The organism is Paracoccus sp. MKU1 (assembly GCF_001447385.1).
GTDB lineage: Bacteria > Pseudomonadota > Alphaproteobacteria > Rhodobacterales > Rhodobacteraceae > Paracoccus.
This window is the reverse complement of sequence record NZ_LLWQ01000168.1, coordinates 17,481-31,214: the sequence shown is the minus strand read 5'-3', so window position 1 is coordinate 31,214 and position 13,734 is coordinate 17,481. Positions and strand designations below refer to the sequence as shown.

Annotated in this window: 18 protein-coding genes and 1 pseudogene; 12 read left to right on the top strand and 7 right to left on the bottom strand. The window is 67.3% G+C overall.

Translation table 11 applies throughout. The features are described from left to right. Positions 1–311 (bottom strand): annotated as a pseudogene (locus AQY21_RS13340) (response regulator); the annotation flags it as partial. Positions 312–404: 93 nt separating this feature from the next. Between AQY21_RS13340 and AQY21_RS13335 the strand changes: the two are divergent. The 4 genes from AQY21_RS13335 (at position 405) to AQY21_RS13320 (ending at position 3,873) form a co-directional block, all read left to right on the top strand. Next, on the top strand, positions 405–551 hold the full coding sequence (locus AQY21_RS13335) for a NepR family anti-sigma factor (protein ID WP_019352327.1): 147 nt from the start codon (positions 405–407) through the stop codon (positions 549–551). 5 nt (positions 552–556) lie between these two features. Beyond that, positions 557–1,150: an RNA polymerase sigma factor gene (locus tag AQY21_RS13330; protein WP_058098131.1), complete on the top strand. Its 594-nt coding sequence runs from the start codon at positions 557–559 to the stop codon at positions 1,148–1,150. A 9-nt stretch (positions 1,151–1,159) separates the two neighbouring features. Next, entirely contained in the window at positions 1,160–2,941 is a 1,782-nt protein-coding gene (locus AQY21_RS13325) for a histidine kinase dimerization/phosphoacceptor domain -containing protein (RefSeq protein ID WP_058098130.1), read from the top strand. A 299-nt stretch (positions 2,942–3,240) separates the two neighbouring features. After that, positions 3,241–3,873: a LysE family translocator gene (locus AQY21_RS13320; protein WP_058098134.1), complete on the top strand. Its 633-nt coding sequence runs from the start codon at positions 3,241–3,243 to the stop codon at positions 3,871–3,873. On the opposite strand, the gene AQY21_RS13315 is transcribed toward AQY21_RS13320, so the two are convergent. From AQY21_RS13315 to AQY21_RS13290, 6 genes are all read right to left on the bottom strand, one after another. After that, entirely contained in the window at positions 3,874–4,266 is a 393-nt protein-coding gene (locus AQY21_RS13315) for a GFA family protein (protein ID WP_058098129.1), read from the bottom strand. It abuts the gene before it with no gap. Between the two features lie 62 nt (positions 4,267–4,328). Then, a complete protein-coding gene (locus AQY21_RS13310) occupies positions 4,329–5,207 on the bottom strand; it encodes a YihY/virulence factor BrkB family protein (RefSeq protein ID WP_058098128.1) in 879 nt (292 codons plus the stop codon). A gap of 48 nt (positions 5,208–5,255) precedes the next feature. Continuing rightward, entirely contained in the window at positions 5,256–5,972 is a 717-nt protein-coding gene (gene dnaQ / locus AQY21_RS13305; RefSeq protein WP_058098127.1) for a DNA polymerase III subunit epsilon, read from the bottom strand. After that, positions 5,965–6,561, bottom strand: coding sequence for a dephospho-CoA kinase (gene coaE, locus AQY21_RS13300; RefSeq protein ID WP_058098126.1), 597 nt, complete (start codon positions 6,559–6,561; stop codon positions 5,965–5,967). The genes dnaQ and coaE overlap by 8 nt, the downstream gene beginning before the upstream one ends. Further along, positions 6,558–7,406 (bottom strand): shikimate dehydrogenase, encoded by an 849-nt coding sequence (locus AQY21_RS13295; protein WP_058098125.1) that lies wholly within the window; start codon positions 7,404–7,406, stop codon positions 6,558–6,560. Before AQY21_RS13295 ends, coaE begins: the two co-directional genes overlap by 4 nt. A gap of 152 nt (positions 7,407–7,558) precedes the next feature. After that, the gene (locus AQY21_RS13290) at positions 7,559–8,005 is read right to left on the bottom strand and encodes an Rrf2 family transcriptional regulator (protein WP_041530000.1); all 447 of its coding nucleotides are present in this window, start codon (positions 8,003–8,005) and stop codon (positions 7,559–7,561) included. A gap of 154 nt (positions 8,006–8,159) precedes the next feature. Here AQY21_RS13290 and AQY21_RS13285 point away from each other — a divergent pair, with 154 nt between their 5' ends. The 8 genes from AQY21_RS13285 (at position 8,160) to AQY21_RS13250 (ending at position 13,714) form a co-directional block, all read left to right on the top strand. Continuing rightward, complete coding sequence (locus AQY21_RS13285; protein ID WP_058098124.1) at positions 8,160–9,377, top strand: NAD-dependent epimerase/dehydratase family protein; 1,218 nt, start codon at positions 8,160–8,162, stop codon at positions 9,375–9,377. Further along, on the top strand, positions 9,374–10,216 hold the full coding sequence (locus tag AQY21_RS13280) for a glycosyltransferase (RefSeq protein ID WP_082658098.1): 843 nt from the start codon (positions 9,374–9,376) through the stop codon (positions 10,214–10,216). Before AQY21_RS13285 ends, AQY21_RS13280 begins: the two co-directional genes overlap by 4 nt. Continuing rightward, positions 10,213–11,034: an NAD(P)-dependent oxidoreductase gene (locus AQY21_RS13275; protein ID WP_058098123.1), complete on the top strand. Its 822-nt coding sequence runs from the start codon at positions 10,213–10,215 to the stop codon at positions 11,032–11,034. Before AQY21_RS13280 ends, AQY21_RS13275 begins: the two co-directional genes overlap by 4 nt. A 108-nt stretch (positions 11,035–11,142) precedes the next feature. Further along, positions 11,143–11,520, top strand: coding sequence for a hypothetical protein (locus tag AQY21_RS13270; RefSeq protein WP_058098122.1), 378 nt, complete (start codon positions 11,143–11,145; stop codon positions 11,518–11,520). A 48-nt stretch (positions 11,521–11,568) separates the two neighbouring features. Next, the gene (locus AQY21_RS13265; protein ID WP_058098121.1) at positions 11,569–12,021 is read left to right on the top strand and encodes a GAF domain-containing protein; all 453 of its coding nucleotides are present in this window, start codon (positions 11,569–11,571) and stop codon (positions 12,019–12,021) included. Next, positions 11,999–12,394 (top strand): GFA family protein, encoded by a 396-nt coding sequence (locus AQY21_RS13260; protein ID WP_058098120.1) that lies wholly within the window; start codon positions 11,999–12,001, stop codon positions 12,392–12,394. Before AQY21_RS13265 ends, AQY21_RS13260 begins: the two co-directional genes overlap by 23 nt. A 49-nt stretch (positions 12,395–12,443) precedes the next feature. After that, the gene (locus AQY21_RS13255; RefSeq protein WP_058098119.1) at positions 12,444–13,070 is read left to right on the top strand and encodes a LysE family translocator; all 627 of its coding nucleotides are present in this window, start codon (positions 12,444–12,446) and stop codon (positions 13,068–13,070) included. After that, positions 13,067–13,714, top strand: a complete 648-nt coding sequence (locus tag AQY21_RS13250; RefSeq protein ID WP_058098118.1) for an RluA family pseudouridine synthase — start codon at positions 13,067–13,069, stop codon at positions 13,712–13,714. Before AQY21_RS13255 ends, AQY21_RS13250 begins: the two co-directional genes overlap by 4 nt. Positions 13,715–13,734: the final 20 nt, after the last annotated feature.

The window sequence follows — 13,734 nt, the reverse complement described above, 5'->3', positions numbered from 1 at the left end:
GTGCGCAGCAGCAGCGCCTCGCGCGAGTTGGGGGTCAGGCCGCGCAGATGCGCCTGGGCGCGGGCCTCGCGCGGGGTCTGCGCCTCCAGCTCCACCGGCTGGCCCGAACTTTGCCAGATGGCATGGAAGGTGCGGAACAGCCCGATGCGGGTGTCCTCGCCATCCATCAGGCTGCGATCCGACAGGATCGCTTCCAGCGTGGCGGCGGCGTAATTGTCGCCGGCGGTCTGGCTGCCGGTCAGCGCACGCGCATAGCGCCGCAGATAGGGCAGTTCCCGGCTGATGGACTGGGCGAGATCCGCTGCGGTCATGGCTACCTCGAAAAAAGCGTCGTGTGTCGGAACTTGATCGGATAGGTAACGGTTAGGCAAGGTGCGCACAAGATTACCGGGAATAACTAAAAAATGAATACCAGGCGTGAGGAACGCAGGCGAGCAGCCATAGAAAAGCAGATCGACGAGAATCTGCGCCGAGTCTACGAGCAGGACGCGACCCAGCAGATTCCCGACAGGTTCCTGCAATTGCTCGACAAATTGCGCGAGCAGGAGTGAGCTGGATGACCGATCGAAAATCGGCGCAAACCGCCCGTTCCGGCTCCCATGGCGATCCTCGGGACGAGCTGGTCGACCATCTGCCGGCGCTGCGGGCCTTTGCGCTGTCGCTGACGCGCGAGGGGGCCTCGGCCGACGACCTGGTGCAGGACACCATCGTCAAGGCCTGGACCCATATCGACAAGTTCCAGCCCGGCACCAATCTGCGGGCCTGGTTGTTCACCATCCTGCGCAACACCTTCTATTCCGCCCGCCGCAAGACCAAGCGCGAGGTCAGCGATACCGACGGGGTCCATGCCGCCCGTCAGGCCACCCGCCCCGAGCATGACGGCCGCCTGGCGCTGAACGATTTCCGCACCGCCTTCGAGCAATTGCCCGACGAACAGCGCGAGGCGCTGATCCTGGTCGGCGCCTCTGGCTTTTCCTATGAGGAAGCCGCGGCAATGACCGGCGTCGCCGTGGGTACCGTCAAGTCGCGCGCCAATCGCGGCCGCCGCCGGCTGGCCGAGCTGCTGCATCTGGAAGAGGGCGAGGAGCTGGAGATGACCGACCGCGCCACGCTGGCGGTGATGGCGCAGAACACCCCGATCCTGCGCTGAGATGCCCTCGTGCTGCGGCGCCTGCTGGACAAGCTGGAATTCACCAAGGGCCTCGGTTTTCGGCTGGGCGGCCTGCTGTCGGTGGCGATCCTGCCCATCGGGCTGATCTCGGTCATCCAGACGCTGCACCTGTCGCGCGAATACCAGCGATCCTCGGAAATCGCGCTTCTGGGCCGCACCGCCACCGCCGCCGCCGGAGAGCGCGCGCTGCTGCAAAGCGCGCTCGGCACCGCCGACGCCTTGGGTCCGGCGGTGCTGGAGACGATGGACCGGCCGCAAGCCTGCTCCGACATCATGCGCGGCCTGGTGCAACGCACGGTGAATTTCGTCTATGCCGGCTTCACCCGGCTGGATGGGGTGACGGAATGCTCCTCGGTGCGCGGGGTGCACGACCTGACCGGCGAATCCGCCTTCCAGCAGTTCATCGACAGCCCCGGCACCCTGGTCACCACCAGCGAGGACGGGCCGGTCACCGGCAAGTCGGTGGTGGTGGTGATCCAGCCGCTTTATCGCGGGGTCGAGCTTCTGGGTTTCATCGCCGTCTCGATGTCGCATGACCTGCTGCGCTCGACCCATGTCTCGGGCCTGGGGACCGAGGGCGCGCGCATCCTGACCTTCAACAACCAGGGCGAGGTGATCTCCTCGGACCGCGAGGGCGATGGCGATGTCCAGGAGGTGCTGCCGCGCGGCAAATCGCTGCCTTCGCTGCTGTCGCGCAGCGAGACCACCTTCCGCGACATCTCGAATTCCGGCGAGCGGCGGGTGTTCAGCGTCGTGCCTGTGGTGCCGGGGCTGGTCTATGCGCTGGGATCGTGGAACCGCAGCGAATCCGGCATCACCGGCATCGACATCACCCGGCGCACGGCGCTGATCCTGCCGCTGATCCTCTGGGCCGCCTCGCTGGCGGTGGCCTATTTCGCCGTCTATCGCCTGGTCCTGCGCCATATCCGCGAATTGCGCGGCCAGATGCGCCGCTTCGCCATCGGCGACCGCTCGGCCCCGCCGCCGGTGCTGGCCGACGCGCCCGCCGAGATCGAGGACATGAGCCAGACCTTCCACAACATGGCCCGCATCCTGATCCGCGACGAGGAGGCGATGGAGACTGCCGTCAACGAAAAGACCGTGCTGCTGAAAGAGGTGCATCACCGGGTCAAGAACAACCTGCAATTGATCGCCTCGATCATCAACATGCAGATCCGGGTGATCGAGCATGACGACGCGCGGCGCGTGCTGCGCTCGGTTCAGGACCGGGTGGCTTCGCTGGCGACGATCTATCGCAATCTCTATCAGGCCGAGCATCTGGATTCGGTCGAGGCCGACCGGTTGATCCGCGACATCATCAACCAGATGACCAATGCCTCTGTCGGGCCGGGGACCGGGCTGCGTATCGATGCGCGGCTGGAACCCCTGGTGCTGATGCCCGACCAGGCGGTGCCGCTGACGCTGCTGGCGACGGAGGCATTCACCAATGCGCTGAAATATTCCGGTGTCTCGGATCCCGAGGCCGAGCCCTGGGTGCGGGTTTCGCTGCGCGCCGACGGGCCGCGCCATGCCGTGCTGGAGGTCGAGAACTCGATCGGCGCCAGCAGCCTGGCCGAGGGCACCGGTCTCGGCAGCCAGCTGATCGAGGCTTTCGCCACCCAGCTGGAAGGCGAGGCCGAGCAGGAGACCGGCGAGGGCCGCTTCCTGCTGCGCCTGCGCTTCCTGGTCGAGAACCTGCACAAGCGCGAAGGTGCCGAGATGCCGCGGGTGGTGCTGACCTCGGCCGCCCGGCCCGGGTCGCGGCATTAGGCCGGGGCGCGCGGGGGCGCTTGTGCCAAGGCCGGATCGCTAGGGGGACGCACCAATCCGGCGCGATGATCCATCCCGGATCGCTTCCTGACCATCCTGGCTCGAACGGCGAAAGCGGCATGGGCGGCGCAGGGTTCGGCGGGCAGGTCGTTTGCCCCTCGAGGTCGGGAACCGGCCAAGCCTGCCGGCCATTGCTGCCCATCCTGCCGCCTGCTAGCGTCGTCGCGGTGGCGCCGGGCGGCAAGGCGGCTCCTCACCGGCTGCCGAATGCGACGCTTGCCATCCGGGAAGGAAACCTCGTGCCCGATCCTGTGAACCTGCTGGCCTTTGCCGCCATTTCGCTGGGCATGGTGCTGACGCCCGGTCCCAACATGATCTATCTCGTCTCGCGCTCCATCTGCCAGGGATCGCTGGCGGGGCTGATCTCGCTGGGCGGGGTGGCGCTGGGCTTCGTGTTCTACATGCTCTGCGCGGCATTCGGGATCACGGCTTTCGTCATGGCCGTGCCCTATGCCTATGACGCCCTGCGGCTCGCCGGGGCTGCCTATCTGCTTTATCTGGCCTGGCAGGCCGTCAGGCCGGGCGGGCGCTCGCCCTTCCAGGTCCACGACCTGCCCAGGGACAGCGCGCGCAGGCTTTTCGCCATGGGGTTCGTGACCAACCTGCTGAACCCCAAGATCGCGGTCATGTATTTGTCGCTGCTGCCGCAATTCGTGACGCCCGGCCAGGGCAGCGTCCTGGCGCAATCCTTGGCCTTGGGAGCGACCCAGATCGCCGTCAGCGTCAGCGTGAATGCCATCATCGCCCTTGCGGCGGGCAGCATCGCGGTCTTCCTGGCTGGCCGCCCGTTTTGGCTGGTGGTCCAGCGCTGGCTGATGGGAACGGTGTTGGCGGGGCTTGCGCTGCGGATGATGGCAGAGACCCGCCGCTGATCATTCCTCCAAGCGGCTGGTGGCGACCCGGTCCCGCGCGTATCGCCTGGCGAGCGGAAACGGCGGCAGCCAGGATTCGCGGCGGACGGTCCAAAGCTCATAGGTCGGCACCAGTTGATCCGGGGCGTCCAGGGCACCCAGATTCACCTCGATCTCGTCCGCGCTGCGCCCAAAGACGGACGAGCCGCAACGCGGACAGAAGAACCGTCCCGCGTAATTGCGGGTTTCGCCCTCGACCGTCACCGCGTCCTGCGGGAACACTGCCGAGGCGTGAAACAGCGCCCCGTGATGCTTGCGGCAGTCGAGACAATGGCACAGGCCGACCCGCCAGGGGCGTCCCGATGCCACGATCCGGACCTTGCCGCACAGGCAACCGCCGGTGAATCGGTCCATGCTGCGCCTCCTTCCAGATCAAGCGGGCCGGCATTCGCGACGCCTTGCCCGCGGTGGCATCCTCATTTCTCCGATGGCCGGCTTTTTCGTGTCGCCTGCCGTAGCTTCTTCGCGGCGATGAAGCGGCGGCGGCGTGACAGCTCTACGTTGATCAGCGCCCCCAGCATCACGGTGAAACCGCCCAGGTAGAACCACATGAGCAGCGCGATCACCGCACCGATCGAGCCATAGATGCGGTTGTAGCTGTTGAAGCTGGCCAGATAGGCCGAGAAGCCATAGGAGGCCGCCGCCCAGGCCAGCGCCGCGAAAACCGAGCCCCAGGTGAAGATCGCCGTGCGCGGTGTCTTCACGTTCGGCCCGTAGCGATAGAGGATGCCGATCACCACCAGCACGATGAAAAAGATCGCCATCCAGGGCACGGCGCCGATCAGCCAGTTGCGCAAGGGCACGTCGGGCAGGAAGTTGAAGGCGATGGGCACAATGACGATGGTGAGCAGCCCCAGCGCGATCACCAGCACGATGACCAGCGTCAGCACATAGGCCAGCAGGAATCCCATGACCGTGGAATGCGAGCGCACGCCATAGGCCGCGTTCAGCCCCCGGATCAGCCCGTCCACCCCGGCCCGGGCCGAGACGGTGGCGATGATGAAGGAAATCGCCGTGGTCCAGCCCAGTTGCGTGCGCCCCGCCGCCACCAGGGCGCTGATCTGGCCATAGATGATCTCGGCGGCGCTTTGCGGGATGAAGCCGTCCGTCGTATGGACATATTGCTCGATCACCTCCGGGTCGTTCCACAGCCCCCACAGCGCAAACAGCGCCGCGAGCCCGGGGAATACCGCGAACATGGCATAGAAGGCCACCCCGGCCGCGATCAGGCTCATGTGGATCTTGTCCATCCGCTCGAAGATCGCCAGGACGAACTGCCACCAATCCCTGATCAAGGTTCCGTCCTCTTTTCCGCTTTGCGCGCCGGAACGGCTCCGGCCGCTCTAGTGGTTCGGGTCCCCATAGCGCAGCCAGACCGCCTTTTCGCCCAGTTTCGCGACGAAGGCGGCATGGGCCTCGGCTTCGGCCTCGGTGATGCGGGGGGCGAGCGGGCGCGGCCGCTGGCCACGCGGCGCCCCGCCCTGCGCCCGCGCTCCGCTGCCGGCGCTGCCGCGCAGCGGGCCGCTTTCCAGCACCAGCCCCGGCTGGCGGCCGCCGCGCAGCGCCAGATAGACCTCGGCCAGCAGCTCGCTGTCCAGAAGCGCGCCGTGCAGCGTGCGGTTCGAATTGTCGATGCGAAAGCGCCGGCACAGCGCGTCCAGCGAGTTCTGCGCGCCGGGGAACATGCTGCGGGCAAGCTCCAGCGTATCGACGGCGCGGCTGTAAGGCATCGCCGGATAGCCGCAAAGCCGCAATTCGGCGTTCAGGAATTTCATGTCGAAGCTGGCATTGTGGATCACCAGCCGGGTGTCCTCGCCGATGAAGGCCGCAAAATCCGCCGCGATCTCGGCGAATTTCGGCTTGTCGCGCAGAAAGTCGTCGCCCAGCCCGTGGACCTCGAAAGCCTCCTGCGGCATCGGCCGCTCGGGGTTGATATAGACGTGGAAGGTGCGGCCCGTCGGCAGGTGGTTCATCAGCTCGACCGCGCCGATCTCGACGATGCGGTCGCCGGTGTCCGGGTCGAAGCCCGTGGTTTCGGTATCGAGGACGATCTCACGCATGGGGCCGTTCTGCCATGATCCGGGCACAGATGTCTATGATCGCCGCCCGAGCGCCTTCCAGCGTATCCGAAGGGATCAGGAAATCCGCCCGCTTGCGCTTTTCCGCATCCGGCATCTGCCGTGACAGGATCATCTGGAAATCCGCCTCGGTCATGCCGGGGCGGGCCAGCACCCGCGCCCGCTGCACCTCGGGCGGGGCCGAGACCACGGCCACCCCGTCCATCTGCGCCTGCGACCTGCCCTCGAACAGCAGGGGGATGTCCAGCACCACGATGGGCGCGTCCGCATGGGCGGCGACGAAATCGGCCCGATCCTCGGCCACCAGCGGATGCACGATGGCCTCCAGCCGCCGAAAGCCCGCGGGGTCCGCCGCCAGCGCCTCGCGCAGCGCGGCGCGGTCGATGCCGCCATCCTTCAGCACCCCCGGGAAAGCGGTCGCCACCGGCGCGACGGCCGCGCCGCCCGGCGCATAGAGCCGATGCACCGCGGCATCCGCGTCCCAGACCGGATGGCCAAGCTCGCGGAACATCTGCGCGGCGGTGGATTTCCCCATGCCGATGCCGCCGGTCAGGCCCAGCCGGTAGCTCATGCCAGCACGGCCCGGCGCAGCTCCTCGTCGACCTCGGGGCGCTGGCCGAACCAGCGCTCGAAGCCGGGCGTCGCCTGGTGCAAGAGCATGCCCAGCCCGTCGACGATCTCGCAGCCGCGCGCCTGAGCCTCCTCGAGGAAGGGCGTCATCAGCGGCGTATAGACCAGGTCGGTGACCAGCGTGCCCGGCGCCAGCGCCTCCAGCGGCACCCGCAGCGGCGGCTTGCCCGCCATGCCCATCGAGGTGGCGTTGACCACGGTCATCGCCCCCTCCAGCATGTTGCCGGCCTGTGCCCAGTCATAAACCACCACCTTGGCACCGAACTCGGCCCGGATCTGCTCGGCCCGGATGCGGGTGCGGTTGGCGATGCGCAGTTCCGGCACCCCGCTTTCCAGAAGCGAGGCGACCACGGCCCGCGCCGCGCCGCCGGCGCCGATCACCGCCGCCGGGCCCAGATCGGGAATCCAGTCCGGCGCGTGCTGGCGGATATTGGCGATGAAGCCGTAGCCGTCGGTATTGTCGGCATGGATCTTGCCGTCGGCGCGGAAGATCAGCGTGTTCGCCGCCCCGATCAGCGCCGCGCGGTCGGTGACCACATCGGCCAGCGCCAGCACGCTTTCCTTGTGCGGGATGGTGACGTTGGCGCCGACGAAGCCCATATGCGGCATGGCGCGCAGCACCTCGGCCAGATGCTCGGGCATGACCGGCAGCGGCACGTAATGCCCGGCGATGCCATAACGGTGCAGCCAGTGCCCGTGCAGCCGCGGCGAGCGCGAATGCGCGACGGGCCAGCCGATCACCCCGGCCAGCGGGGCGTTTTTCGTTGCGGGCGAAGTGTCAACCATGGCAGACCTGCGGTGCTTGGCAGGGGGCGGTGCCCCGGCATCGGGATGGACAGAACGTTGCGTCACAACTGCAATCCGGCCGCCCCGGGGTCAAGCCGTATCGCCCGGCACGCGCATGGCCATGGCAAGAATGCAACCCTGGGGATCTGCGTTCAGACCGCGCTCATCTCGGGCAGGCCGCCCTCGGCCACCAGATCCTCCAGCGTCAGCGATTCGATCAGCAGCAGATAGGACCAGAACACTTGGCCGAACATGCGGCGCAGCCGGCAGGTGGCCTCGTCCGTGCAATCCTCGCAGCGTTGATAGGACCGGCGCGACAGGCAGGGCAGCGGCGCGATGGGTCCGTCCACCTGGCGCAGCAGCTCGCCGATGGAGATTTCCTTGGGCCGCTTGATGAGCACATAGCCGCCGGCCCGGCCCCGGCGCGAGCCGACATAGCCGGCATTGCGCAGTTCCAGCATGATATGCTCCAGAAAACGCTTGGGCGCCCCGGAGCGCTGCGCGATCTCCTCGATCGTCAGGGCATTGCCGCCGGCGGCAACCTCATCTGCCAGGGCCATCAGGGCCTTGATGGCATATTTCGTCTTCTGCGAGATCATAAGGGGAATCCTTAGTGTTCGCCGTGCCGTCATGCAACGATTTCGGCAAGAAATTGCGGGTCGCGCCCGCTTTCATCCAGGAACCATCGCCAAAGCGTTATCGTTTTGTCACATTGTCCGCGCATTTCTGCGGGGCAACAGCAAGGAGTAGATCATGCGCATCGCAGTTCTTGGCGGCGACGGGTTCGTTGGCTGGCCAACAGCCCTGCACCTGTCCGATTTGGGCCATGAGGTCCATATCGTGGACAACCTGTCGCGGCGCTGGATCGACACCGAATTGGGCGTGCAGTCGCTGACGCCGATGGATTCGATCCAGGAACGCTGCCGGATCTGGCATCAGCAGACCGGGCGCCGGATCCATTTCCACCTGCTGAACCTGGCCACCGAATACGAGCGGCTCAAGTCCTGGCTGGCCGAGCATCGCCCCGATGCGGTGATCCATTTCGCCGAACAGCGCGCCGCGCCCTATTCGATGAAGACCGACCGCCACAAGGTCTATACCGTGGGCAACAACATCAACGCCACGCATAACCTTCTGGCCGCGCTGGTCGAAACCGGCATCGACGCGCATCTGGTGCATCTGGGCACCATGGGGGTCTATGGCTATTCCACCATCGGCGCGCCGATCCCCGAGGGCTATCTGGACGTGTCGATCGACACGCCCGCCGGGCCGCGCGCGCAGCAGATCCTGTATCCGACCCGGCCCGGCTCGGTCTATCACATGACCAAGAGCCTGGATCAGATCCTGTTCCAGTTCTATGCCCAGAACGACGGGCTGCGCATCACCGACCTGCATCAGGGCATCGTCTGGGGTACCCATACCAACCAGACCCGCCGGCACGAGCAGCTCATCAACCGCTTCGACTATGACGGCGACTATGGCACGGTGCTGAACCGCTTCCTGATCCAGGCCGCCATCGGCTATCCGCTGACCGTGCACGGCACCGGCGGCCAGACCCGGGCCTTCATCCATATCCAGGATTCGGTGCGCTGCATCGAACTGGCGCTGATGGATGCGCCGGCCTCGGGCGAGCGGGTGCGCATCTTCAACCAGATGACCGAAACGCATCGCGTCCGCGACCTGGCCGAGCTGGTGGCCCGCATGACCGGGGCCGAGGTCGCCTATCTGCCCAACCCGCGCAAAGAGGCCGATGAGAATGAGCTGGTGGTCAAGAACGACCAGTTCCTGGCGCTGGGCCTCAAGCCGATCACGCTGGCCGAGGGCCTGCTTTCCGAAGTGGTCGATGTGGCGCGGAAATATGCCCATCGCATCGACCGCTCGCGCGTGCCGGCGGTCTCGGCCTGGACCAAGGACATCGCCAAGCGCGTCGAGCACGATCCCGAGGGCAAGAGGCTGCGCTCGGTATCGTGACCCGCGAAGGCATCCATCCGACAGGCAGGGCGCGGTCCGACCGCGCCTTTGTCACGCTGGCGACCAATCCCGATTATGCGGCCGGGGCGGCGGCGCTGTTCCGCTCGCTGCGCCGGACCGGGACGGCCGCCGATCTGGTCGTGCTTTACACCGACCTGCCCGAGGCGGCGGTCGCGGATCTCTGCGCCCTCGGGGCGCGGGCGGTGCGGGTCGATCTTCTGCCGACCTCGGCCGAGTTCAACGCCTTGCACGCCCGTGATCGCCTGCATGGCGCCGCGCCCTTCACCAAGGGCGAAAAGCCGCCCTTCCACACACCGCTCGACAATTTCGCCAAGCTGCGGCTGTGGCAGCTCGACTATGACCGGGTGGTGTTCATCGATGCCGATGCGCTGGTCTTGCAGAACATCGACCGGCTGTTCGACTATCCGGAATTTTCCGCCGCGCCGAATGTCTATGAGAGCCTGGCCGATTTCCACCGCCTGAACTCCGGCGTGTTCACCGCCCGCCCCTCGGAGGCGACCTTCCGGGCGATGCTGGCCCGCCTCGATCAGCCCGGCCTGTTCTGGCGCCGCACCGACCAGACCTTCCTCGAGAGCTTCTTTCCGAACTGGCACGGGTTGCCGGTCTTCGACAATATGCTGCAATATGTCTGGATCAACCTGCCGCAACTCTGGCGCTGGCAGGACATTCGCGTGCTGCATTACCAATACGAAAAGCCCTGGCAGGATCACGCCAAGGTTGAGCAGCTGCGGCCGCTGATCGAGCTTTGGCAGGCCCATGCCGGCGACGGGCCGGTGCCCGATCCGCGCGACCTGCCGCCCCCACCCGGTGCGGCATGAGGATCGCGCTGACCGGCGCCTCGGGCCTTGTCGGGCGCTGGATCCACCGCGCCGCGCTGGAGGCGGGCCACGAGGTCGCCATCCTGCCCGGCTGGCGCCTTGGCGACACGCCCGACCTGGCTGGCTGCGACGCGCTGGTCCATGCCGCTTTCCACCACCTTCCCGGCCGCTATCGCGGTGGCGAGGGCGAGGATCCGCAGGGTTTTGTCCGCGCCAATCGGGACGGCTCGCTTCTGCTGTTCCAGGCCGCGCGGGATCAGGGCGTCGGCCGGGTGATCTTTCTGTCCTCGCGCGCCGTGCATGACGGCCACCCCGAGGGCATGGTGCTGACCGACGAGCTTTCTCCAGCCCCGACAAGCCTTTACGGCAAGGTCAAGGCCGAGGCCGAGGCGGCGCTGGCCGCGATGGCCGGCCCGGATTTCCTGGCCGCCAGCCTGCGTCCGACCGGGGTCTACGGCCCCGGCCCGCCGCAGAAATGGGCCGGGCTGATCGGGGATTTCCTGCGCGGCACCACCCCCGCCCCCCGCGTCGCGACCGAGCTGCATGGCGCCGACCTGGCCCGGGCCGTGCTGCTGCTGCTGGCGGATCCCGCCATGGCGGGCAGCTACAATGCCAGCGATCTGGTGCTGGACCGCCAGGACCTGCTGGCCGAGGTGGCCCGGCGGACCGGCTGCGCCACGCCCCTGCCCCGCCGTGCCGATGCCGGCATGCTGCGCCGGCCGCTTTGCGACCGGCTGCAAGCATTGGGTTGGCGGCCGGGCGGCATGACGCTGCTGCGGCGGGAACTGCCTAGGATTTTAACCGAAATACAACCATAGGCAGAAATCCGCCGATGGGATTCGGAGTTCTTGCGGGAAACCGCGCATATGCGCAAAAGGTTCCGGCAGAATTTGTGCGTTTTGTCTTTCCTTGGTGGGTCGGTTCCGATGCGTATCCTCTCGATTCTCTGCGGCCTGTCCTTTGCGGTGATGGCCGGTTTCTTGCTCGCCTGCTCCACCGTCGTCGTCGCCGCGAATGCGCCGCTGCGGGCGATCGATCTGGTGGTGCTGGACCGGGCTTTCGGCCCGATGTCCTGGCTGGCGCTGGGGCTGGCGCTTCTGGGCGGCGGACTGGCCTGGCTGTCGCGCTGCGAGGGCTGGGCGGCCCTGGTCACCGGCTGCGGCATCTTCCTGCTGTGCCATCTCGCCATGCTGACCGGGCTGGGTGGCGTGGTGGTGCCGGCGCTGCTGTGCCTGACCGCGGCGGGCTTTGCGCTCTCGCCGCTGATCCACACGCCGAACAGTTATTGGCGCGTGACCGGCTGAAAGACGGCGCAGGGTGACAGGCCGGCAAGCGCCCGCTAATCTGGCGCCATGCCCGATTACGACGACCTTGCCGCCCGCATCCGCGCCCTGACCCATGGCGAGACCGACGAGGTCGCGCTCATGGCGACGCTCGCCTGCGAAATCCACCACTCGGACGAGCGTTTCGATTGGACCGGCTTCTATCGCGTCACCGCGCCGGAGATGCTGAAGATCGGTCCCTACCAGGGCGGCCATGGCTGCCTGGTGATCCCGTTCTCGCGCGGGGTCTGCGGCGCGGCGGCGCGGACGCGGCAGACCCAGCTGGTGCCGGATGTGGACGCCTTTCCCGGCCATATCGCCTGCGCCAGCTCGACCCGCTCGGAACTGGTGATCCCGGTGATCGGCAGGGACGAGCGGCTGATCGGTGTGCTCGACATCGACAGCGACCGGCCCGAAGCCTTTACGCCAGAGGATGCCGGCCGCCTGCAGGAGATCCTGGATGCCACATTCGGACGCGACTGAATTCACCGGCCATTGCCTATGCGGCGCCATCCGCTTTCGCGGCACCTACGACGCCGGAAACGACCTCAAGGCCTGCCATTGCAGCCAGTGCCGGCGCTGGTCGGGGCATTACTGGGCCGCGATCCTGCCGCTATCGCTGCGGATCGAGGGCGAGCCGAAATGGTATCGCGCCTCGGACATCGCCCGGCGCGGCTTTTGTCCGGATTGCGGCAGCTCGCTGTTCTGGCAGCGCGACGGGTCCGAGATCATCGACGTGGCGGCGGGCGCCATCGACAGCCCGACCGGGCTGCGCCTGCTGGGCCATATCTTCGTCGCCGACAAGGGCGACTATTACGACATCGCCGACGGGTTGCCGCAGGACCCGCGCGAATAGTTGACGCGGCGCACCGCTCGGCCTAGGCGGCAGGAAAAGGGGGCGCGCGATGATCTGGGACACGCTGGCGAATTTTCCGCTGCAACAGCTTCTGGCCTTCATGGCCGGGGCCCTGGTGCTGAATTTCGCGCCGGGGCAGGACGTGTTCTTCGCCAGCGCCTGCGGCATCCAGAACGGGCCGCGCGCCGGGGCGCTGGCCGGCTTCGGCGTCGGGCTGGGCGTGGTCTGCCATGTGGTGATGGCGACGATCGGCCTGGGCGCGCTGGTCGCCGCCCATCCCGGCGCGCTGGTGGCGATCAAATATGCCGGCGCCGCCTATCTGCTGTTCCTGGCCTGGAAAAGCTGGAACGCCGGCGCGGTCGATCCCCGCGCCCGCGCCGCCAGCCGGACCTGGGCCATCATCCGCCGCGGCGCGCTGTCGAACCTGCTGAACCCAAAACCGGCGCTGTTCCTGCTGGCCTTCCTGCCGCAATTCACCCGGCCGGAATACGGTCCCGTCTGGCAGCAGATCCTGGGGCTGGGGCTGATGTTCACCCTGTCGGGCATGCTGGTCACCATGGGCTATGGCGTGGTCGGCGGCTTTGCCGGGCAGGTGATCGGCAAGCGGCTGGGCATCGTGAACCGCATCGCCGCGGTGATGTTCGCCGGCTTGGCGCTGCGGCTGGTCTGGAAATGAGCTTTCTCTACCAGCCGACGGCCGAACAGCCGCGCGTGATCCATGCCGATCACGAGATCCTGGTGGTCGAGAAGCCGGCCGGCCTGCTCTCGGTCCCCGGCCGGGGCGAGGACCGTGCGGATTGCCTGATCGAGCGGCTGCGGGGCGCCTTTCCGACGATCCTGCTGGTGCATCGGCTGGACATGGACACCTCGGGGGTCATGGTCTTTGCCCTGACCCCGCATGCGCAGCGCCACCTGTCCCGGCAGTTCGAGGAGCGGCGGACGAAAAAGGCCTATGTCGCGCGGCTCTGGGGCCGGCTGGAGCCGAAAAGCGGCATGGTGGACCTGCCGCTGATCGTCGACTGGCCGAACCGGCCGCGGCAAAAGGTCGATCATGCCGAGGGCCGGCCGGCGCAGACCGAATGGCGGGTGGTCAAGGCGACGGAGGCCGAGACGCGGGTGCGGCTGATGCCGATCACCGGCCGCAGCCATCAGCTGCGCGTCCACATGGCCGAGCTGGGCCATCCGATCCTGGGCGATCCGCTTTACGCGACCGGCGCGGCGGCGGATTTCCCGCGGCTGATGCTGCATGCCGAAAGCCTGCGCTTCAAGCATCCCGAAACCGGGGTGATGCAAGGCTTTTCCGCGCCGGCGCCGTTCTGAGCCGGGCCAGCACTTGGTCT

What these genes read in the sequence shown, in the direction of transcription:
- AQY21_RS13335 (WP_019352327.1), top strand. Translation starts at nt 405, where the DNA reads ATGAATACCAGGCGTGAGGAACGCAGGCGAGCAGCCATAGAAAAGCAG.
- AQY21_RS13330 (WP_058098131.1), top strand. Translation starts at nt 557, where the DNA reads ATGACCGATCGAAAATCGGCGCAAACCGCCCGTTCCGGCTCCCATGGC.
- AQY21_RS13315 (WP_058098129.1), bottom strand. Translation starts at nt 4,266, where the DNA reads ATGGACCGATTCACCGGCGGTTGCCTGTGCGGCAAGGTCCGGATCGTG.
- dnaQ (WP_058098127.1), bottom strand. Translation starts at nt 5,972, where the DNA reads ATGCGTGAGATCGTCCTCGATACCGAAACCACGGGCTTCGACCCGGAC.
- coaE (WP_058098126.1), bottom strand. Translation starts at nt 6,561, where the DNA reads ATGAGCTACCGGCTGGGCCTGACCGGCGGCATCGGCATGGGGAAATCC.
- AQY21_RS13295 (WP_058098125.1), bottom strand. Translation starts at nt 7,406, where the DNA reads ATGGTTGACACTTCGCCCGCAACGAAAAACGCCCCGCTGGCCGGGGTG.
- AQY21_RS13290 (WP_041530000.1), bottom strand. Translation starts at nt 8,005, where the DNA reads ATGATCTCGCAGAAGACGAAATATGCCATCAAGGCCCTGATGGCCCTG.
- AQY21_RS13285 (WP_058098124.1), top strand. Translation starts at nt 8,160, where the DNA reads ATGCGCATCGCAGTTCTTGGCGGCGACGGGTTCGTTGGCTGGCCAACA.
- AQY21_RS13275 (WP_058098123.1), top strand. Translation starts at nt 10,213, where the DNA reads ATGAGGATCGCGCTGACCGGCGCCTCGGGCCTTGTCGGGCGCTGGATC.
- AQY21_RS13270 (WP_058098122.1), top strand. Translation starts at nt 11,143, where the DNA reads ATGCGTATCCTCTCGATTCTCTGCGGCCTGTCCTTTGCGGTGATGGCC.
- AQY21_RS13265 (WP_058098121.1), top strand. Translation starts at nt 11,569, where the DNA reads ATGCCCGATTACGACGACCTTGCCGCCCGCATCCGCGCCCTGACCCAT.
- AQY21_RS13260 (WP_058098120.1), top strand. Translation starts at nt 11,999, where the DNA reads ATGCCACATTCGGACGCGACTGAATTCACCGGCCATTGCCTATGCGGC.
- AQY21_RS13255 (WP_058098119.1), top strand. Translation starts at nt 12,444, where the DNA reads ATGATCTGGGACACGCTGGCGAATTTTCCGCTGCAACAGCTTCTGGCC.
- AQY21_RS13250 (WP_058098118.1), top strand. Translation starts at nt 13,067, where the DNA reads ATGAGCTTTCTCTACCAGCCGACGGCCGAACAGCCGCGCGTGATCCAT.